The 18,626-nt window shown below is 65.5% G+C and carries 18 protein-coding genes; 8 read left to right on the top strand and 10 right to left on the bottom strand.

The window, feature by feature from the left end; genetic code table 11:
- Positions 1 to 278 precede the first annotated feature (278 nt).
- The 6 genes from AAC640_RS00575 to miaA all read right to left on the bottom strand — a co-directional run bounded on the left by AAC640_RS00575 (position 279) and on the right by miaA (position 5,876).
- Positions 279 to 905, bottom strand: a complete 627-nt coding sequence (locus tag AAC640_RS00575; RefSeq protein ID WP_340264128.1) for a YceI family protein — start codon at positions 903 to 905, stop codon at positions 279 to 281.
- Positions 906 to 1,019: 114 nt separating this feature from the next.
- The gene (gene ilvC / locus AAC640_RS00570) at positions 1,020 to 2,039 is read right to left on the bottom strand and encodes a ketol-acid reductoisomerase (protein ID WP_340264127.1); all 1,020 of its coding nucleotides are present in this window, start codon (positions 2,037 to 2,039) and stop codon (positions 1,020 to 1,022) included.
- A gap of 151 nt (positions 2,040 to 2,190) precedes the next feature.
- Positions 2,191 to 2,706 (bottom strand): acetolactate synthase small subunit, encoded by a 516-nt coding sequence (gene ilvN / locus AAC640_RS00565; RefSeq protein ID WP_340264126.1) that lies wholly within the window; start codon positions 2,704 to 2,706, stop codon positions 2,191 to 2,193.
- On the bottom strand, positions 2,706 to 3,056 hold the full coding sequence (locus AAC640_RS00560) for a hypothetical protein (protein WP_340264125.1): 351 nt from the start codon (positions 3,054 to 3,056) through the stop codon (positions 2,706 to 2,708). Before AAC640_RS00560 ends, ilvN begins: the two co-directional genes overlap by 1 nt.
- Entirely contained in the window at positions 3,053 to 4,801 is a 1,749-nt protein-coding gene (locus AAC640_RS00555; RefSeq protein ID WP_340264124.1) for an acetolactate synthase 3 large subunit, read from the bottom strand. The genes AAC640_RS00560 and AAC640_RS00555 overlap by 4 nt, the downstream gene beginning before the upstream one ends.
- Positions 4,802 to 4,901: 100 nt before the next feature.
- Entirely contained in the window at positions 4,902 to 5,876 is a 975-nt protein-coding gene (gene miaA, locus AAC640_RS00550; protein WP_340264123.1) for a tRNA (adenosine(37)-N6)-dimethylallyltransferase MiaA, read from the bottom strand.
- Between miaA and serB the strand changes: the two genes are divergently transcribed.
- The 3 genes from serB (at position 5,875) to AAC640_RS00535 (ending at position 8,859) form a co-directional block, all read left to right on the top strand.
- On the top strand, positions 5,875 to 6,753 hold the full coding sequence (gene serB / locus AAC640_RS00545; protein ID WP_340264122.1) for a phosphoserine phosphatase SerB: 879 nt from the start codon (positions 5,875 to 5,877) through the stop codon (positions 6,751 to 6,753). The two genes, miaA and serB, sit on opposite strands and share 2 nt — an antisense overlap.
- A 262-nt stretch (positions 6,754 to 7,015) precedes the next feature.
- The gene (locus AAC640_RS00540; protein ID WP_340264121.1) at positions 7,016 to 7,279 is read left to right on the top strand and encodes a hypothetical protein; all 264 of its coding nucleotides are present in this window, start codon (positions 7,016 to 7,018) and stop codon (positions 7,277 to 7,279) included.
- 83 nt (positions 7,280 to 7,362) lie between these two features.
- Complete coding sequence (locus AAC640_RS00535; protein WP_340264120.1) at positions 7,363 to 8,859, top strand: L,D-transpeptidase scaffold domain-containing protein; 1,497 nt, start codon at positions 7,363 to 7,365, stop codon at positions 8,857 to 8,859.
- Here the strand turns inward: AAC640_RS00535 and ruvX are convergent, their stop codons facing one another.
- Together ruvX and AAC640_RS00525 are read right to left on the bottom strand one after the other, a co-directional pair.
- Positions 8,860 to 9,330, bottom strand: a complete 471-nt coding sequence (gene ruvX, locus AAC640_RS00530; protein WP_422794945.1) for a Holliday junction resolvase RuvX — start codon at positions 9,328 to 9,330, stop codon at positions 8,860 to 8,862.
- Between the two features lie 2 nt (positions 9,331 to 9,332).
- The gene (locus tag AAC640_RS00525; protein ID WP_340264119.1) at positions 9,333 to 10,451 is read right to left on the bottom strand and encodes a DUF3089 domain-containing protein; all 1,119 of its coding nucleotides are present in this window, start codon (positions 10,449 to 10,451) and stop codon (positions 9,333 to 9,335) included.
- Positions 10,452 to 10,575: 124 nt separating this feature from the next.
- Here AAC640_RS00525 and gatC point away from each other — a divergent pair, with 124 nt between their 5' ends.
- From gatC to AAC640_RS00500, 5 genes are all read left to right on the top strand, one after another.
- Complete coding sequence (gene gatC, locus AAC640_RS00520; protein WP_340264118.1) at positions 10,576 to 10,863, top strand: Asp-tRNA(Asn)/Glu-tRNA(Gln) amidotransferase subunit GatC; 288 nt, start codon at positions 10,576 to 10,578, stop codon at positions 10,861 to 10,863.
- Complete coding sequence (gene gatA, locus AAC640_RS00515; RefSeq protein ID WP_340264117.1) at positions 10,863 to 12,365, top strand: Asp-tRNA(Asn)/Glu-tRNA(Gln) amidotransferase subunit GatA; 1,503 nt, start codon at positions 10,863 to 10,865, stop codon at positions 12,363 to 12,365. Before gatC ends, gatA begins: the two co-directional genes overlap by 1 nt.
- A gap of 1 nt (position 12,366) precedes the next feature.
- Positions 12,367 to 12,501 carry a hypothetical protein gene (locus tag AAC640_RS00510; protein ID WP_340264116.1) on the top strand — a complete coding sequence of 45 codons (135 nt, stop codon included), beginning with the start codon at positions 12,367 to 12,369 and terminating at the stop codon, positions 12,499 to 12,501.
- Positions 12,502 to 12,516: 15 nt separating this feature from the next.
- Positions 12,517 to 14,019: an Asp-tRNA(Asn)/Glu-tRNA(Gln) amidotransferase subunit GatB gene (gene gatB / locus AAC640_RS00505; protein ID WP_340264115.1), complete on the top strand. Its 1,503-nt coding sequence runs from the start codon at positions 12,517 to 12,519 to the stop codon at positions 14,017 to 14,019.
- A gap of 70 nt (positions 14,020 to 14,089) precedes the next feature.
- Positions 14,090 to 14,974, top strand: a complete 885-nt coding sequence (locus tag AAC640_RS00500) for a hypothetical protein (RefSeq protein ID WP_340264114.1) — start codon at positions 14,090 to 14,092, stop codon at positions 14,972 to 14,974.
- A 269-nt stretch (positions 14,975 to 15,243) separates the two neighbouring features.
- Here AAC640_RS00500 and AAC640_RS00495 read toward each other — a convergent pair whose 3' ends face one another.
- Complete coding sequence (locus AAC640_RS00495; RefSeq protein ID WP_340264113.1) at positions 15,244 to 17,664, bottom strand: TonB-dependent receptor; 2,421 nt, start codon at positions 17,662 to 17,664, stop codon at positions 15,244 to 15,246.
- The gene (locus AAC640_RS00490) at positions 17,648 to 18,577 is read right to left on the bottom strand and encodes a FecR family protein (RefSeq protein ID WP_340264112.1); all 930 of its coding nucleotides are present in this window, start codon (positions 18,575 to 18,577) and stop codon (positions 17,648 to 17,650) included. Before AAC640_RS00490 ends, AAC640_RS00495 begins: the two co-directional genes overlap by 17 nt.
- Positions 18,578 to 18,626 lie beyond the last annotated feature (49 nt).

The raw sequence follows: 18,626 nt of genomic DNA, 5'->3' as shown, positions 1-18,626 counted from the left end.
CTTTCGGGCTAGGACAACTCTACGATGAACGGCACAAAATGGTCGTTTCCGGTCATTCCCCTTCGTCGTGCCGGGCTTGACCCGGCATCCCGCCTACCGTTCCCACACGAACACAGAAAAAGCTGGACCCCGGATCAAGTCCGGGGTCCCGTTAATGCGGGAGCCCGTTCTTGGTCGTTTGGGCACATCCCCCGAACGCATTCACATCAAACGTAAGCCCTCACGGGAAAGTGTGACCCCGGGTCAGCCCCATGGTCACGATACAGGGCGCAACCGGCTTATTTCTGGAACGCCGCGACGATCTTGAGTTCGATGGTGTCACCGACCATCGGCACGCCATAGCCCATGCCGAAATCGCTGCGCTTGATCGCGGTGGTGGCGATGAAGCCGACATTTTCCTTGCCGCCGGCCATCGCCGGAGCCTTGCCGGCGCCGTAGAATTCAGCGTCGAGCGTGACGGGTTTCGTGATGCCCTTGATCGTCAGATTGCCGCTGATCTCCGCGGTGGTCGGGCTATCCACTTTCACGGCGGTGGACACGAAACTGGCCTTGGGGAATTTGGCCGCGTCGAAGAAATCGGGCTTCAGGATATGTTCGTCGAGGGCAGCGATGCCGGTCTTGAGGTTCGCGACGGGCACGTCGACGGCCACTTTGGCCGCAGCGGGGCTTTTGGGGTCGAGCGTCAGGGTGCCGCTGGGCCCGGCGATGATGCCCATATTGTTGGTGAAACCCATATGGTCATAGGCGAAGAGGATCTGCGTGTGGTTGGGATCGATCTGGTAGGTGCCGGCCGTGACGCGTGCCGGGTCCTTTGCGCCTGGCGCCGTCATCGGCATCTGGGCGATGACGACGGTGCCACCGGCGAGCGCGGCAAAAGCCGCAGCGGAAATCAGCAACTTGCGCATGGACGAAGGTCTCCGGAAAACAATTAAGGGACGCCGCGACCATATGCGACGTCCCTTGATTGTTCCAGAGGCGTTACCGGAAACAGTTGTTTGCCGGAAACGACCCGTTGAGGGTCAGTTCTTGTCCTTGTCGACCAGCTTGTTCGCGCCGATCCAGGGCATCATGGCGCGCAGCCTGGCGCCCGTTTCCTCGATCGGGTGGCGCTGCGCCGCGATGCGGCTGGCCTTGAGTTCCGGCTGGCCGGCGCGGTTGTCGAGGACGAAGTCCTTGACGAAGCGGCCCGACTGGATGTCGGCCAATACGCGCTTCATTTCCTTCTTGGTTTCTTCGGTGATGATGCGCGGGCCGGTCTTGATGTCGCCATATTCGGCGGTGTTGCTGATCGAATAGCGCATGTTGGCGATGCCGCCTTCATACATCAGGTCGACGATCAGCTTGAGTTCGTGGAGGCATTCGAAATAGGCCATTTCCGGCGCGTAACCGGCTTCGACCAGGGTTTCGAAACCGGCCTGGACCAGCGCGGTGGCGCCGCCGCACAGCACGGCCTGTTCACCGAACAGGTCGGTTTCGCATTCCTCGCGGAAATTGGTTTCGATGATGCCCGAGCGGCCGCCGCCGACGCCCGAGGCGTAGGACAGGGCGATGTCATGGGCGTTGCCGGTCGAATCCTGATAGACGGCGATCAGGCAGGGCACGCCGCCGCCCTTCACATATTCGCCGCGCACGGTGTGGCCGGGACCCTTGGGCGCGATCATGATCACGTCCACGTCCTTGCGCGGTTCGATCAGGCCGAAATGGATGTTGAGGCCGTGCGCGAAGGCCAGCGCGGCGCCGGGCTTCAGATTGGCGTGAATGTCGTTGTTGTAGATTTCGGCCTGATGCTCGTCGGGCGCAAGGATCATGAGCACATCGGCCCAGGCGGCGGCGTCGGCGTTGGAGAGCACCTTGAAACCGGCGCCTTCGGCCTTCTTCGCGCTGGCAGAACCGGCGCGCAGGGCGATGGCGACTTCGGCGACGCCGCTGTCCCGCAGGTTCTGGGCGTGGGCATGGCCCTGGCTGCCATAACCCAGGATGGCGACCTTCTTGCCCTTGATCAGGCCGATGTCCGCGTCGCGGTCGTAATATACCTTCATTTGACGTTCCTTCTTTCAGTCCGGTGGGCGCCCTGCGGCGCCTTGAGATTGCGGTGAGGGGAACCACCTGCGCATGGGAGAGGGGTGTGCCCTCACCCTCCCATGCTTCGCATGGGTCCCTCCCTCTCCCGCTGGGGGAGAGGGGATTTCTTCAGTTCTGCTCCTTGCCGCGGATCAGGCCAACGACGCCGGTGCGGCCGACTTCGACCAGGCCGATCTGGCGCATCAGGCCGACGAAATTGTCGATCTTGTCCGTGGTTCCGGTGATTTCGAAGATGAAGCTTTCGATCGTCGTGTCGACCACCTTGGCGCGGAAGACGTCGGCAAGGCGCAGCGCCTCGATCCGGTCCTCGCCCGTTCCGGCGACCTTGACCAGCGCCAGTTCGCGTTCGACGAACGGGCCGTTTTCGGTAAGGTCGGTGACCTTGTGGACCGGGACCAGGCGGTCGAGCTGTGCCATGATCTGGTCAATCACCTTGGGCGGGCCGCTGGTGACGATGGTGATGCGGCTGATCGCATGATCGGGGGTGATGTCCGCCACGGTCAGGCTGTCGATGTTATAGCCGCGCGCCGTGAACAGGCCGGCGATGCGCGCGAGGATGCCCGCTTCGTTCGTGACCATCAGCGACAGGACGTGCCGCTCGTTCAGTTCTTCCTGAATATGCATCAGATATCCGTTCCGTTATCCGGTTCTTGCGCGCGCTCGCGGCGCTCAGAAATCATGCCGGTGAAGGCATAGTGCCACGCGCCGTTGTCGCGATGGGCGATGCGGACGGGAAAGCCCGCGATCGCGTCGAACATGCGGCTGAGATGCTCGCCGACATAGCGCGGACTGACCAGGACGCGGCTGACGCGGTGCTCATGGAAGTCGAAGCCTTCATCCAGATGGACTTCCCAATCCTCATTGTCCGCGTCGAAATGGTCGACCGTCCAGCCCTTCAGCTCGGCGGTGCCCGCGATCCGTTCGAAATCGAACGGTTCGCTCACATGAAGGCGCAGCTTGAGGTGAGCGGTCACACCAGCGCCTTTGCCTCATCCGACATGACGCCCGCGATCTGGTTGGGATCGAGCAGCATGTCGGTATGCGCCGCGCCCGAGGGAATCATCGGGAAGCAATTGGACAGCTTCGCCACGCGGCAGTCGACGATCACCGGGCCGGGTGTGTCGATCATCTGGCGGATGCCGGATTCCAGCTCCTGCGGCCCTTCGATGCGGATGCCCGTCCAGCCATAGGCTTCACCGAGCTTCACGAAGTCGGGCAGGCTGTCCGAATAGCTGTTGGAATAGCGGCTTTCATAGGTCAGTTCCTGCCACTGGCGGACCATGCCCATATATTCATTGTTGAGGATGAAGAGCTTGACCGGCAGTCGATACTGGCTGGCGGTGCCCATTTCCTGGATGTTCATCTGGACCGAGGCATCGCCGGCGATGCAGACGACCAGGCTGTCGGGATTGCCGACCTGCGCGCCGATGGCGGCGGGGAAGCCGTAGCCCATGGTGCCAAGGCCGCCCGAGGTCAGCCATTTGTTAGGCGCTTCGAAGCCGAAATGCTGGGCCGCCCACATCTGGTGCTGGCCGACTTCGGTGGTGATGATGACATCCTTCGCCCGGCGCGAGGCCTGGTAGAGCTGGGCAATCGCCTCCTGCGGCATGATCTCTTCCCGGCTTTCGGGATAGGCGAGGCTGTTGCGCGCACGCCACCCTTCGATCCGCGCCCACCATTCGGACAGGTCGGCGGGCCTGTGGCCCTGCGTCTTCCAGCCGGCGATCATGTCCGTCAGCGCGTTGGCGACGTCGGCGACGATGGGCAGGTCGACGTCGACGGTCTTGTTGATCGAGCTGCGGTCGATGTCGATGTGGATCTTCTTCGCATGCGGCGCGAAGGCGTCCAGCCGCCCGGTAACGCGATCGTCGAAGCGGGCGCCGATACAGAGGATCAGGTCCGCCTTGTTCATCGTCCAATTGGCTTCATAGGTGCCGTGCATGCCCAGCATCCCCAGCCATTGCGGCGAGGAGGCGGGGAAGGCGCCCAGGCCCATGAGCGTGGACGTGACGGGCGCGCCCGTCAGCTCCGCCAGTTCACGCAGCAGGATCGACGCCTTGGGCCCCGAATTGATGACTCCCCCGCCGGTATAGAAAACCGGACGCTCGGCCGCAGCGAGCATTTCGACCGCGGTCGCGATGGCCGATGCGTCCGCCTTGGTCTGGGGCTTGTAGCTCGCATGTTCAAAGCCCAGCGGCCGGACATAGGGCGCGGTCGCGATCTGGACATTCTTGGGAATGTCGATGACGACCGGGCCGGGGCGGCCGGTGGTGGCGATGTGGAACGCTTCATGGACGATGCCGGCGAGCTTGCCGGGATCCTTCACCAGATAATTATGCTTGGTGCAGTGGCGCGTGATGCCGACCGTGTCCGCTTCCTGGAACGCGTCGGTGCCGATCAGCTGCGTGGGAACCTGCCCGGTGATGACGATCATCGGAATGGAATCCATCAGCGCGTCGGTGATGCCGGTGACCGCGTTGGTCGCGCCCGGGCCGGACGTGACGAGGACGACGCCGGGCTTGCCGGTCGAGCGGGCATAGCCTTCGGCCATGTGGGTCGCGCCCTGTTCATGACGGACGAGGACGTGGCGGATTTTCGGATGTTCGAAAAGCGCGTCATAAATGGGCAGCACGGCGCCGCCCGGATAACCGAACACAACTTCGACGCCCAGATCGATCAGGCATTCAACCAAAATGTCCGCGCCGCTCTTTTCGGCCACGATGATACCCTTCCGCTAGATGCAGGTTTGGCCATCTGCCCGGGAAGCCGGAGAATGGCAAGGCGGTGCGATTATTCGACACAATATGGCAAGTCAATAGCTATTGTTGTAATTTAATTGCTAAATCAGCGATAATCTTATCATCAATGGTCTGCATTTCGCGCGGCCACTGCGGGGGAGGCTGGCGCGAGAACCAGGTATATTGGCGCTTGGCATATTGGCGGGTGGCGATGCGACCGCGTTCGAGCATGGTGTCGCGATCCACAGCGCCAGCCAGCCAGGCGGCGATTTCGGGCACGCCGATGGCCCGCATGACCGGCAGGTCGGGCGAGAGGCGGCGGGACAGCAGCGACCGCACTTCGTCGACCGCGCCGGCGTCCACCATCTGTTCAAAGCGCCGGTCGCATCGGGCGATCAGCCAGTCGCGCGGCGGCAGGAGGATGAGGGGGGAGAGGGCGATGCGATTGCCGATGCCCCCGCTCTTATACTGCTGCCATTGAGCGAGCGGCTTGCCGGTCGAGCGGACGACTTCCAGCGCGCGGGCGACGCGGGTGGTATCGGCGGGCGCGAGGCGGGCCGCGGCTTGCGGGTCCTCCATGGCCAGGGCGGCGTGCGCCTGTGCCACCGGCAGGGCGCGGACTTCGGCGCGGATCGCGGGATCTATGTCCGGGACTGGCGCAATGCCGTCGAGCAGCGTGCGGAGATAAAGGCCGGTGCCGCCGACCAGGATGGGCAGGCGTCCCTCGCCATGGACCCGGTCGATTTCCTGATGCGCTTCGGCGGCCCAGCGGGCGGCGGTGCATGCCTGGGCGCCATCGACATGGCCAAAGAGGCGGTGCGGCACGCCGGCCATCTCCTCCTCGCTCGGCCGGGCGGAGAGGATGGCGAGGTCGGCGTAGACCTGACTGGCGTCGGCGTTGATGACGACGCCACCACTCGCCTGCGCCAGTCGAACCGCGAGCGCGCTCTTGCCGCTGGCGGTCGGCCCGGCAATAAGCGCGACGCGCGGGCGGGATTCGCCCTTTGATGTTTCGGGCCTTGATGTTTCGGGCCTCGATGTTTCGGGAGTGTCCATGTTCGTCGCGACCTTAGTGGCAAGTGGGGCCTTGAGTCAGGAAGATATTGCCGACGCCGTCGCGCGGCTGGCAACCGCAGGCTGCGCCCCTGTGGATAGCGCCTGGCTGGATGACAGCAAGGCGGCTGACATCTTCTTCGGCAGCGATCCCGCGACGGCGCGCGCGGTGCTGACCGATGTCGGCGACAGGGTGGACGTGATCGTCCAGCCGGCGCAGGGGCGTGAAAAGAAGCTGCTGATCGCCGACATGGATTCTACCATGATCACTGTCGAGTGTATCGACGAGCTGGCCGACTATGCCGGAATCAAGCCGCAGATCGCGGATATCACCGAACGGGCGATGCGCGGCGAACTGGACTTTGCCGGCGCGCTGCATGAACGGGTCGCGCTGCTCAAGGGCCTGGCCGACGAAGCGATCGATCGCTGCCGCGCCGAACGGGTCAGGATCATGCCCGGCGCGCGAGCGCTGGTCCAGACGATGCGGGCGCGCGGCGCCAGGACGCTGTTGGTGTCGGGCGGCTTTACCCGTTTCACCGGGCCGGTGGCGGAAGAGATCGGATTCGAGCGCGCGGTCGCCAATGTGCTGGAGATCGCGGACGGAGCGCTGCTGGGCACGGTGACGATGCCGATCGTCGATGCCTCTCGCAAGCGCGCGGAACTGGAAGCTGCGATCGAGGACGGCATCGACCGCAGCCTGACGCTGGCCGTGGGGGACGGGGCGAACGATATCCCGATGATCCAGGGGGCGGGACTGGGCGTGGCCTATCATGCCAAGCCCAAGACCCGGGAAGCGGCAGCCGCAGAGATCGTGCACGGCGACCTGTCTGTGCTGTTGTACGCCCAGGGCATCGCGTCGGCCGAATGGATCGACGCATAGCGCCGGGGAAGGGCGCGCCATCCTGATTTCGTCGGTTCCGCATTCTACCGCTCGTTAGCCACGCCTCGTCGTCATTTCGATCCGGTAATGGAATCGAATGGACGGGATCATCGTTAACCTCTTGCTGCACTCCGCAGCGCAGATCCGGGCTTATCTGCTTGCACCGGCCCTGATGACGAATGCGTTTTCAGGAGGGTGGCAGGCGCCCGTCTGCCTTGAAAACGCTCAAGCTGGCGCGAGGCTTTGCGCCAAGGGAGAGGCTATGAATATCAAGCTAGTGGCACTTCTCGGCGGCACCGCGCTCGCTCTGGGCGCATGTTCGACGACGAGGGACGAGCCCATTGCACCTGCGCCGCCGGTCGGTCCGGGCGCGATCGCCGGCACTGTCGCCGCGGATCGCAACGGCGATGGCATTGTCGATGGCTATTATTCGCCCGACGGCATGTATCACGAGATCATGGGGCCGCCTTGCCCGCCGCCGCCGCCGCCTCCTCCGCCGCCGTCCCGGCGCGGAGAACGCGGCTGAAACAGTTCGTGTCGAGGGCGCGCCCTGCGAGGCGCGCCCGCCCGCTTTTGTGCCTGCTGACAGCGGGACTGCTGGCTGCCGGCATGTTTCCAGCCCCGGTGATGGCGCAGGCCGTCGCGGGGCAGGAGGCTGTGCGCTCGACCGTCGGCGCCGAGATCCGCGCGCTGGTGGGCGGCAAGCTGCGCGACTTCTATGCGCCGCGCGGCTATTGGCCTTTGTGGGTAGAGGGCGAGCGTCTCGGGCCGCAGGCGGAAAGCCTGCTGACGCTGATCCGCGATGTGCAGGCGGATGGACTGAACCCCCGCGACTATGATCTGCGCGGGCTTGAGCGCATGGTGGCCGAGGCAGACGGCAGCGGCGGCGATCCGCGCGTGCTTGCCCGCGCGGATCTCGCCTTGTCGAAGGCCTTTGCCGGACTGGTGAGCGACATGCGCGAGCCGTCGAAGCGCGTGAAGATGCGCTATCTCGATCCTGAAGTGCAGCCCCGGGACGAGGAGCCGGCCGAGATATTGCGCGCTGCCGCCGTGGCGCCTTCCTTCGCGGATTATGTGGGGCAGATGCAGTGGATGAACCCGCTCTACGGGAAGCTGCGCGCTGCGCGAGCCGGTTTTGCCGAACGCTGGGGCATGATGCCCGAGGTGGCCGTGCCGACCGCCGCGAAGCTGCGACCCGGCGCGAAGGGTGATGCATTGGCGCTGCTCCGCAGGCGGCTGGGCCTGCCAAGCGGAGGGGGCTATGACAAGGCGGTGACGGCGAAGGTCCGCGCCTTTCAGGCCGACCATGGCCTCAGGGCCGACGGCGTTGCGGGAGCGCAGACGATCGAGGCGCTCAATCGGCCATCGCGATGGTATGAGCGCGCGCTGGCGCTCAACATGGATCGGGCGCGTATCCTGCCGGGACCCTGGGTGCGCCACGTGGTGGTGGACGCGGCGTCGGCGCAACTCTGGTATTTCAGCAAGGGGCAGCAGGATGGCGTCATGAAGGTCGTGGTTGGCGCCACCGAGAGCCAGACGCCGATGATGGCCGGCATGGTCCGCTATGCCACGCTCAATCCCTATTGGAACGTGCCCACTGACCTGGTGCAGCGCAAGCTGTCCCACCGGATATTGGAGGGCGCCTCGCTCAGCAGCCTGCGTTATGAGGCGCTGTCGGACTGGAGCGCCAGCGCGCGACGGCTGGACCAGTCGGAGATCGACTGGCAGTCGGTGGCCGACGGGCGGCAGCAGCTGCGGGTCCGGCAGCTTCCGGGCGGCAACAATGCGATGGGGACGGTCAAGTTCATGTTCCCCAACGACCTTGGCATCTACCTGCACGACACGCCGTCGCGCGACCTGCTCGCCAAGCCGGCGCGTCATTTCAGCAATGGGTGTGTCAGGCTGGAGGATGCGCAGCGGTTGGGCAGCTGGTTCTTCGGCAAGCCGCTGAAGGCCGAGACGGACGAACCCGAGCAGCATGTTCCGTTGCCCCAGCCCGTGCCCGTCTACCTTACCTACCTGACGGCGGTGCCGACCGGCCAAGGCGTGCAGTTCCTGCCCGACGTCTATGGCCGGGACGCGATCCGGTCGGCCTTCGAGGACTGATCAGAAACCGGCCATCAGTCCGTCGATCGCGCCCTGCAGGATGTAGCTGGCCGCGAGCTTGTCGACCAGTTCGCCACGGCGCGCGCGGCTGGCGTCGGCTTCCAGCAAGGTGCGCGTGACCGCCTGGGTCGACCAGCGTTCGTCCCAGAGCAGGATCGGCCGGCCCAGGTCAGCGACGTTGCGCGCGAAGGCGCGGCTCGCTTGGCTGCGCGGGCTTTCGCTGCCGTCGAGGTTCAGCGGCAGGCCGACGACCAGACCCTTTACCTGCTGCTGGTCCATGAAGGCGGAAAGGGCGATCTTGTCCTTGCCGAACTTGCCGCGCGCGACGGTGTGGGCGGGGCTGGCGATCGACCAGCCTGCGTCGCACAGCGCCAGCCCGATGGTCTTGGTGCCGACGTCAAGGCCAAGCAGGCGTCCGCCCTCCGGCAGGGCTTCGCGAAAGGCCGCACGGTCGGCGGTCAGCAGGCTGATCGTCACGATTTCAGAAATGCCGCGAGGCGCGTTCGCGCATCGTCGCGCACATCCGCCCAGAACAGGCTGTAGTCGTAGACGTGATAATTGTTTCCCGGCAGCGTGAACGGGCCCATGTCGACCGGCTCGCCGATCAACAGCACCCCGCTGGTGTCGCATCGCGCCGGGACCACGCCCTTGAGCAGACGCGGCGGTTTGCTTTCATCACGGCTGTCGAGCGTGCCCTGGTTCGCGCTGGCGGGCGCGGTGCCGTTGAAGGTCCCGGTGATCGGGTTGGTGCAAAGCATGTGCGTGCCCTTGTGAGGGAGGCCGGTATAGCTGGCAAGGCGTTCGAAGCTTTCTACCAGCGGGGCGGGATCGGCCGGATCGGCATAGCTTTGCCAGCTGACGATACAGTGCGCCTGATCCGGGCGGGCGCAGGCAGGCAGGCCGAACGCGGGCAGATCCGCTTCCACCGACACGGGCCAGCCCACGGCATAGACGGCGGCGATGCGACGCTCGACCGGCTTGCCCGCCACCTGATCGCGCAGCAGCTGGAGCAGATGGCGCGATCCCTGGCTGTGGCCGGCCAGGATCAACGGGCCGGTGGGGTTGGCCTTGAGGAAGGCGGCGAAGGCCTGGGCCACGTCGCGATAGGCGGCGGCGAGCGCCGCGTCGCCGGCGGCCTCGCGCGTGAGGAAGGCGCCGTAATTGGCCTGGCGATAGCGTGGCACCCAGATGTCGCCGACCGCGTTGAAGGTGCTCGCCTGGCCCTGCACGAAGCGCCGGGCGGTGGCGAGCGCGTCCCGATCGTCAAGCCGCATGTTCCAGTGCGCGCCGCCGAAGGTCGTGATGTAGGAGGTGGGATGGATGAAGAAAACCGCCGCCTTCTGTGGGACGGGGGCATCCTTCAGGCCATCGGGCTTCCAGAGGGCCGGGTTGTCCTTCCTGATGTCGGGCCGGGCGATCCACATGGCGGGATCGTCATAGGCATCGGGTTTGAGTGGCTGGAGCGGCGTGAAAGCTTCGCGCGGCACCATGACCGCCCGGATCAGCTGCATCCCCCAGATGCGATATGCGAGCAGCGCCGCCAGCACGAGCACGATCAGGCTGGCGACGAGATACAGGAACTTGCGGGCCAACTATGCTCTCCGTCCGTTCGGCGCGCGCCCAAATGCCGCCTCCCGGGCCGCTTGTCTGGCGCAGCCGCAAGGGCTGCGCAAGTGTGGACTTGAAGCGGGCGTGAGCGGGTGGTAGCGGCGCCCCATGTCGATTGACCTTCAGACCGTAAAGAAGATCGCCTCGCTCTCGCGCATTTCGGTGACGGATGCGGAAGCCGAGGCGATGGTGCCCGAACTCAACAACATCCTTGGCTGGGTTGAGCAACTGGGCGAGGTGGACGTGACCGGCGTCGAGCCGATGACCGCCGTCATCCCCAACACGCTGCGCCTGCGCGAGGATGTCGTCACCGACGGCGGCGTGCGCGACAAGGTGCTGGCGAATGCGCCCCAGGCCGAACATGGCTTCTTTGCGGTGCCCAAGGTGATCGAATAATGCCAAATTCCACAGACAAAAGCGCTCTGACTGACCTGACGGTCGCGGAGATCCGCGACGGCTTCCGCGCGGGCGACTTTTCGGCGCGGGAAGTGGCGAGCGCTTTCAACGCCAATGTCGCTGCCGCCAGGGCGCTGAACGCGTTCATCGTCGAAACGCCGGACAAGGCGCTGGAAGCCGCCGACGCCGCCGACAGGGCCAAGGCCGCGGGCGAGGCGCTCAAGCCGCTGGCGGGCGTGCCCATCGGCATGAAGGACCTGTTCTGCACCGAGGGCGTGCAGACGACCGCCGCCAGTCACATGCTGGAAGGCTTCACGCCGACCTATGAGTCTACCGTTTCGAAGAAGCTGTGGGATGCGGGCGCGGGCATGCTGGGCAAGCTCAACATGGACCAGTTCGCCATGGGCTCGTCCAATGAGACGAGCTATTTCGGCAATGTGATCTCGCCGTGGCGGCGGGGCGGCGGCGACAATGCCGCGCTGGCGCCGGGCGGATCGTCGGGCGGCAGCTCGGCCGCGATCTCCGCGCGGCTCTGTCCGGCGGCGACCGGCACGGATACGGGCGGTTCGATCCGCCAGCCGGCAGCCTTCACCGGCATTTCGGGTATCAAGCCGACCTATGGCCGCTGCTCGCGCTGGGGCATCGTGGCCTTCGCCTCGTCGCTCGACCAGGCCGGGCCGATGGCGCGGACGGTGCGCGACACTGCGATCCTGCTGGAGACGATGGCGGGCTTTGACCCCAAGGATTCGACTTCGCTGGATCTGGCGGTCCCGCACTGGGAAGGCAATTTGTCGAGTGATCTCAAGGGCAAGAAGGTCGGTATTCCCAAGGAATATCGCCCGGACGGCCTGAACGCGGAAATCTCCGCCATGTGGGATCGCGGCATCGAATGGCTGAAGGACGCCGGCGCCGAGGTGGTCGACGTCTCGCTGCCGCATACCCAATATGCGCTGCCGACCTATTATATCATCGCCCCGGCCGAGGCTTCCTCGAACCTCGCCCGTTATGACGGCGTGCGTTACGGCCAGCGCGACCTGCCCGATGGGGCAGGCCTGCAGGACATGTATGCCGCGACACGTGCCGCCGGTTTCGGGCCGGAGGTCAAGCGCCGCATCATGATCGGCACCTATGTGCTGTCGGCGGGCTTCTACGACGCCTATTATACACAAGCGCAGAAGGTCCGGGCGCTGATCGCCCGCGATTTCGAGCAGGCGTTCGAGACGTGCGACCTGCTGCTGACGCCGACCGCACCGAGCGCGTCCTTCGCGCTGGGCGAGAAGCAGGCCGATCCGCTGGCCATGTATCTGAACGACGTTTTCACCGTTCCCGCCTCGCTGGCGGGGCTGCCGGCGATGGCGGTGCCGGGCGGGCTGGATTCTGCGGGGCTGCCGATCGGGTTGCAAGTCATCGGCAAGGCGCTGGACGAGCAGACCGTGCTGAACGCGGGTCTGGCGATCGAAGAGCGCGCAGGGTTCGTCGCGCGGCCGGACAAGTGGTGGTGAGATGGGCAACCTGCTGGAGATAATTCTCTGGTTGCTGCCCGATACGCTGATCTCCATTATCTTTGGAGGCGGCGAAAGAGAACAAGAAACGCGGATCGTCCCTCCGCCTGCCGAGGCTGATGATGATCTTGCTTAGGACTGATAGGTTGAAATGACCGAGACAGCATATCGCATCCAGGGCGCAACCGGCGAGTGGGAGGTCGTGATCGGCCTGGAAGTCCATGCGCAGGTGACGTCGAACGCCAAACTGTTCTCCGGCGCGGCGACGGCATTCGGGGCGGAGCCGAACACGCAAGTCAGCCTGGTCGACGCGGCGATGCCCGGCATGCTGCCCGTGCCGAACCGCGAGTGCATCCGCCAGGCGGTGCGCACCGGCATGGCGATCGACGCGCAGATCAACAAATGGTCGCGTTTCGACCGCAAGAATTATTTCTACGCCGATCTGCCGCAGGGCTATCAGATCAGCCAGCTCTATCACCCCATCGTGGGCGAAGGCGCGATCGACATCGTGCTGGACGAGAAGAACCCGCAGGCGAGCACCAAGCGGATCGGCGTCGAGCGCATCCATGTCGAGCAGGATGCCGGCAAGCTGATGCATGACCAGCATCCGACCCGCTCCTATGTCGACCTCAACCGGTCGGGCGTGGCGCTGATGGAAATCGTGTCGAAGCCGGACATGCGTTCGCCTGTCGAAGCAGGGGCTTATCTGTCGAAGCTGCGGACCATTCTGCGCTATGTGGGATCGTGCGACGGCAATATGGACCAGGGATCGATGCGCGCCGACGTGAACGTGTCAGTCCGCAAGCCGGGTGAGCCGTTCGGCACCCGTACCGAAACGAAGAACGTCAATTCGGTGCGTTTCGTCATGGCGGTCGTCGAACATGAGGCCAGCCGTCAGGTCGATGTGCTGGAGTCCGGCGGCAAGGTCGTGCAGGAAACCCGCCTGTACGATCCGGACAGGAATGAGACGCGGTCGATGCGGTCGAAGGAAGATGCGCATGACTATCGCTACTTCCCCGATCCCGACCTGTTGCCGCTGGAACTGGACGACGAATTCCTGGAGGCATGCCGCCAGTCGCTGCCCGAACTGCCCGACGCCAAGCGCCGCCGTTATGAGGAGCAGCTGGGGCTGTCCGCCTATAATGCCGCGACACTGACCGCTGACGCCGATACCGCTCGATGGTTCGAGGCGCTGCTGGCCGAAGGCGCGCGCATCCAGAAGAAGAGCGAGGCGGAGGTCGCCAAGGCATCGGCCAACTGGCTGCTGTCGGAATTATATGGCGCGCTCAACCGCATCGGCAAAAACCTCGAAGAAAGCCCGGTAAACCCCGAGGAAGGCGCTGAATTGCTGGCGCTGGTGGCCGATGGCACGATCAGCGGCACGATCGCCAAGCAAGTGTTCGAGATCATGCTGGAAACAGGGGGGCGCGCGCCCGACATCGTCGAGGAGAAGGGGTTGAAGCAGACCTCGGACACTGGCGCGATCGAAGCAGCCGTGGCCAAGGTGCTCGCCGACAATGGCGACAAGGTTGAGCAGTATAAGGCGGGCAAGGAAGCCCTGTTCGGCTTCTTCGTCGGCCAGACGATGAAGGCGATGCAGGGCAAGGCCAATCCGCAGGTTGTCAATGAGTTAGTCCGCAACGCGCTTGCATGAATCGAACGTCACCGTCTAAGTCCCTGACCTAAGGCCGAAAGCCCCGTCTTTCGGCAACAGGGGGGTAGACATGACTGCACGCGGGTTGATCGCAGGACTGATGCTGGCGGCTTGTGCGCTGCCGGGCGCCGCAAGGGCGGAAACATTGACCAATGACATGGTCGTCGCGCTGGTGAAGGCGGGGCTGGGCGAAGACGCCGTCATCGCGAAGGTCAAGGCGTCGGCCGGTCATTATGCGCTGGCGACCGACGATCTGATCGCGCTCAAGAAAAATGGCGTGCCGGGTCCGGTGATCGCCGCGATGATCGAGGCGGGGGCGCAGGGTTCGGTTTCAGCCAAGGCGGCCTTGTCTGCGGATTCCCCCGATCCGCTGGTGCCGCATCCTTCGGGCATCTACATGCTGATGGACAGCCCGCCCCAGGCGCGGATGGTCCGGATAGATCCCACCACGTCGAACCAGAGCAAGAGCGGCGGGATATTGGGCTATGCGCTGACGGCGGGCATCGCGTCGCTCAGCATCAAGGCGGTGATCCCCAATATCAGCGCGCGGGTGCGGACCGGGAACGGCCAGCCGACCTTCTACTTCTATTTCGACGAGGCCAATCGCGGTCTGTCGCAGGCGGGCACGTCGTCGTTCTGGCTGTCGGGACCGGCGAGCGCCGTCACATCGCCCAACGAGTTCAGCCTGATCCGGTTCGACGTGAAGAAGGACCGGCGCGAAACGCGGACCGGCAGCATGAACCTGGCGGGCGTCAAGGCAGGCGTGATGGACAAGGACCGAATCGGCTTCGACTATGAGCAGGTGACGCCGGGCGTGTTCAAGGTCGTGCCCAAAGCCGCACTGCCCGCCGGGGAATATGGCTTTCTCTATTCGCTAAGCGCCGGGACGGGGCCGGGCATGTGGGGCGCCGGCACGGGCGGGGCGCGCATCTTCGATTTCGCCGTGCAGCCCTGACGTTTCGTCGCGGCACGCCGGGCGAGAAAGGGACGTCGCCTAGCCCAGCAGGCGGCGCCCCTTTCCCTTGTGCCAGAGCCTCAGGGGGGAGGCATGGTGGCAACTGACGGGCCGGGAGGGTCGTGGGTTGACCCGTCAGTTCCTGATCATGACGTCGCGGCGCGAGATTTGCCGTCGCCCTCGATACGATGGCGACGTGAAAAATTTCGCGGCCTGAGTCTATTTGTCGCGACGCTGGTCGGTCGGCCCGGAAACGGCGCGCATTCTGGTCAAAAAGCCAGATCGATGCCGAACCTGAGCGTCCGCGGGCGCAGGGGCGTCGTATAGTCGCCGCGCAGGTTGAATGGGGTCCCGAGCGAGAAGCGGTTTCCGGCGGCGTCGAACAGATTGTTCAGCGTCAGCGAGAATTGCACCCGGCCGCTGGCGAGGCTGGCGAGGCTGGCGGCCAGCGCCGTGTCGACATAATCGCCCTGGGTGCGGCCCAGGATCGGCCCGACCCCGAGGCGCGACTTGCCCACATAGCGGGCCGATGCGTTGAGGTGGAGGGCCAGATTGTCGCTGAGGTCCGAGCGATGATCGACGGCCAGCCGCCCCCCCAGACCGGCGACATTGGGCAACGCCAGGGATTGGCCCGCGAAGCTGAGCAGCCGGACATAGGGGGCGGGGCGGATCAGGCGGCTGTCGTTGAAGATGATGCTGCTGTCGATCGTCAGTCCCGGCCAAGGGCTGAGGACGGCGCGCGCTTCGAAGGTGTAGATGCGCCCGTCGCCGATATTGGCGGTGGCCGGCAGCCCGATCCGGTCGATCACATCGGCCTGGATATCACGCCAGTCGGTATAGGCGAGGTTGGCGCTGAGCGCGATCCCGTCGCGGCCCGGCATCCCCTTGCGAAAGCCCAATTCCACCGTCGAAGCACGGTCGTTTCTGTAGCGGCCGACATGCTGGTCATCGACGGCAAGACCGCCCGGCCTGAAGCCCTGCTGATATCTGGCATAGAATGTGACGCCCGGCACCGCGTCGCTCAGCAGGGAAACGGACGGGAGGAAGATGGTTTCGTCCCGTTTCGCCTCTTCCTCGGCGGTGGCGATGAGCGCGGCCGGGAGGAAGGGCGTGGGATCGAGCGCCCGGCCGGAAAGACTGCTGTTGGTGAGCCGGCCGCCGAACGTCGCGACCAGACCCGCCATCGGTTCGAACGACGCCTCGCCAAAGAGGGTGGCTTCGTGAATGCGATTTCGCACGCCCGTCGTCGCGGCAGGCAGACCGCCGCCATAAAGCGGGACGCCGGGTATGACCTGCGCCGTCACCGGCTCCGGACCAAAGGAGGTGAGCGACCGGCTGATGTCGGAACGGCTTTCCAGATAGGAGATGCCCACCAGCCAGCCCAGCCCATTGTCCAGGTCGCGCACCAGCCGGTTTTCGGTGGAGAAGATCGAGACGCGATTGCGCTGGCGGAACAGGCTGGACGGCGTGTCCGGCTGGGTCGCGTCGTAGCTTTCGGTCAGGATGTTGCGGACATAGCCGGTGGACGACACGAAGCGCAGGTCGTCCCATTGCCGCTCGACCCGGAAATTGGCGAGCGCATAGTCCGCGGCATAGGGCTGGGCGACGCTGGACGCGCGGGCGAGGCGGCCGACCTGCTTGCTGGCATATTGCGCGTCATCGCCCTTGATCCGCTGGTAAAGACCCGTCAGGTCGATGGTCCAGTCTTCATCGGGCGCATAGCGCAGCGCGGCGCGGCCGCCATAGGTGCGGGTGCGGTTGACGTCATCCAGCTTGCGCTCGACATCGTTGATATAGCCGCCATCTTGCACGCCATAACCAACGATCCGCAGGGCGAGCTTTTCCGGCACGATCGGCACGTTGAGCGTTGCGGCAAGATCGCCGCCGGGGGCGCCGTGCGCCGTGGCGCTGATCCCCATAGAGGCCTGTCCGCCCAGCGCGGCGAGATTGGGCGGATTGGGGATGATGCGGATGATGCCGCCGAGCGATCCCGCGCCGTAAAGCGTGCCCTGGGGGCCTTCCAATATCTCTATGCCCTGCATGTCGTAGAGACGCAGATCGGGATCGGGCGCGGCATAGTTCAGCCGCATGTCGCCCAGATATTGCCCGGTGGTGGCCTGGGTGGGGCCGGCTATCCCGGAATCGGCGATGGCGCGCAGAAACAGCTTGTTGCGGCCGGTGCCGGCATGGGTGGAGCTGAGGCTGACGACGCGCGCGATCAGGCTTGCGGTTCCGGCTGCCGCTTCGGCGCTGGTGAAGCCGTTCTGCCCCATCACCTCGATCATGCCGGGGTAGCGGGGCAGCGGCATGTCGCGCTTCGATCCCGTGACGATGATCTCGGCCAGACCGCCATCCTGATGACGCCGGACCGGCGCCGGCGCAGCGCGGCCGGGGCGCCGCTCGATGCGCCAGGTGGTGCTGTCGATCTGCTGGGTGGCGGCGCGGCCGTGCAGCAGGCGCTTCAGCGCGTCCTGCGTCGATAGGTGGCCGCTGACTGCCGGCGTGGGCAGATTGGCGAGCGACTGGTCGGACATGCCGATGCTCGCGCCAGTCTGGCGGCCGAGCGCTATCACCGCCTCGCCCAGCCTTCCCGCCGCGATGCTGATCGATTGTCTGTCCGCCGCGTGCCCGGGCGATGCGGCCGTCAGGGCGAGGGCGCCGACGAAAAGGGCTTCAGCGTGGCGAGCCATCCCCCTCCTTGAGCAGCCAGCCATCGCCCTGCCGGACTGCGGACAGGCCCATCAGGGGAGCGGCGGCCGCGAAAAAGCGGACCGGGTCGCGCTCCAGCCTGATCGTGCCGGTGAAATGCATGGCGCGGGCGCGAGGCGTGGCGGTGATGCGCACCCCCAGCGAGCGGGCGATATCGCTGCTGATCTGGCTGACGCTGGCGTTGTCATAGGTCAGCCGACCCTGGCGCCAGCTGGCGACGGCCGGGGGCGCGATGTCCATGACGCGAAGCCCGCCCGCGTCCTGGCTGAGCGCGCGGCCGGCTGGCAGGGCGATGGCTTCGCGCCCGGGATTGTAGATGACCTTGCCCTCCGACACGTCGATGCGGGTCGCCGATGCGGTATGGACGATGTTGAAGACAGTGCCGGCGTCCTCGACCAGCGCGTCGCCGACCGTGACGCGGAAGGGATTCCGCGCGTCGTGGTGCACGGTGAAGGCCGCCTCTCCGCCGTCGAGCGCGGCAAAGCGGCTGTTCTTGCGATCAAGGCGCAGCGCCGTGCCGCCATTCATGTCGATCCGGGTTCCGTCGTCGAGCGCGATGCTACGCGTTTCGCCCGGCCGGGTGGCGACGGAATAGATGTCCGTGCGGTCGGGCAGCCCGATCGAGACAGCAGCGACCAAGGCAGCCGCCAGGACGCCACCGCCGATCCAGCGCATCGGCCGCCGTCGGCGGTCGCCGGCATCATTGGCGGGGGAGGGGATCGCAACGGGATTCGCAGGTATGATCGCGGGTAGATCAACGTCGGCGGCCATCAGCGCGTCATAGGCGGACGCATGCGCGGGATCGGCTTCCAGCCACAGGGTGAAAGCGTCCCAATCGGCAAAGTCCGGGTCGCGCGTGGCGATGACCCAGGCGAGCGCCCTCTCGTCGATCATGGCTCTTGCCCCTGTCATCGCATGCCCCATGCCGGGAGAGACGCCGCGA

This window comes from Sphingobium mellinum, assembly GCF_037860795.1.
Classification (GTDB): Bacteria; Pseudomonadota; Alphaproteobacteria; order Sphingomonadales; family Sphingomonadaceae; genus Sphingobium; species Sphingobium mellinum.
The sequence above is the reverse complement of the archived record's forward strand: the minus strand, read 5'-3'. Positions and strand labels throughout refer to the sequence as shown.

Excerpts from the sequence above, each read along its gene's own strand:
- AAC640_RS00575 (WP_340264128.1), bottom strand. The coding sequence starts at position 905 with ATGCGCAAGTTGCTGATTTCCGCTGCGGCTTTTGCCGCGCTCGCCGGT.
- gatC (WP_340264118.1), top strand. The coding sequence starts at position 10,576 with ATGTCGATTGACCTTCAGACCGTAAAGAAGATCGCCTCGCTCTCGCGC.
- AAC640_RS00500 (WP_340264114.1), top strand. The coding sequence starts at position 14,090 with ATGACTGCACGCGGGTTGATCGCAGGACTGATGCTGGCGGCTTGTGCG.
- AAC640_RS00540 (WP_340264121.1), top strand. The coding sequence starts at position 7,016 with ATGAATATCAAGCTAGTGGCACTTCTCGGCGGCACCGCGCTCGCTCTG.
- AAC640_RS00490 (WP_340264112.1), bottom strand. The coding sequence starts at position 18,577 with ATGATCGACGAGAGGGCGCTCGCCTGGGTCATCGCCACGCGCGACCCG.
- serB (WP_340264122.1), top strand. The coding sequence starts at position 5,875 with ATGTTCGTCGCGACCTTAGTGGCAAGTGGGGCCTTGAGTCAGGAAGAT.
- AAC640_RS00510 (WP_340264116.1), top strand. The coding sequence starts at position 12,367 with ATGGGCAACCTGCTGGAGATAATTCTCTGGTTGCTGCCCGATACGCTG.
- gatB (WP_340264115.1), top strand. The coding sequence starts at position 12,517 with ATGACCGAGACAGCATATCGCATCCAGGGCGCAACCGGCGAGTGGGAG.
- miaA (WP_340264123.1), bottom strand. The coding sequence starts at position 5,876 with ATGGACACTCCCGAAACATCGAGGCCCGAAACATCAAGGCCCGAAACA.
- ilvC (WP_340264127.1), bottom strand. The coding sequence starts at position 2,039 with ATGAAGGTATATTACGACCGCGACGCGGACATCGGCCTGATCAAGGGC.
- gatA (WP_340264117.1), top strand. The coding sequence starts at position 10,863 with ATGCCAAATTCCACAGACAAAAGCGCTCTGACTGACCTGACGGTCGCG.
- AAC640_RS00495 (WP_340264113.1), bottom strand. The coding sequence starts at position 17,664 with ATGGCTCGCCACGCTGAAGCCCTTTTCGTCGGCGCCCTCGCCCTGACG.
- ilvN (WP_340264126.1), bottom strand. The coding sequence starts at position 2,706 with ATGCATATTCAGGAAGAACTGAACGAGCGGCACGTCCTGTCGCTGATG.
- AAC640_RS00535 (WP_340264120.1), top strand. The coding sequence starts at position 7,363 with ATGTTTCCAGCCCCGGTGATGGCGCAGGCCGTCGCGGGGCAGGAGGCT.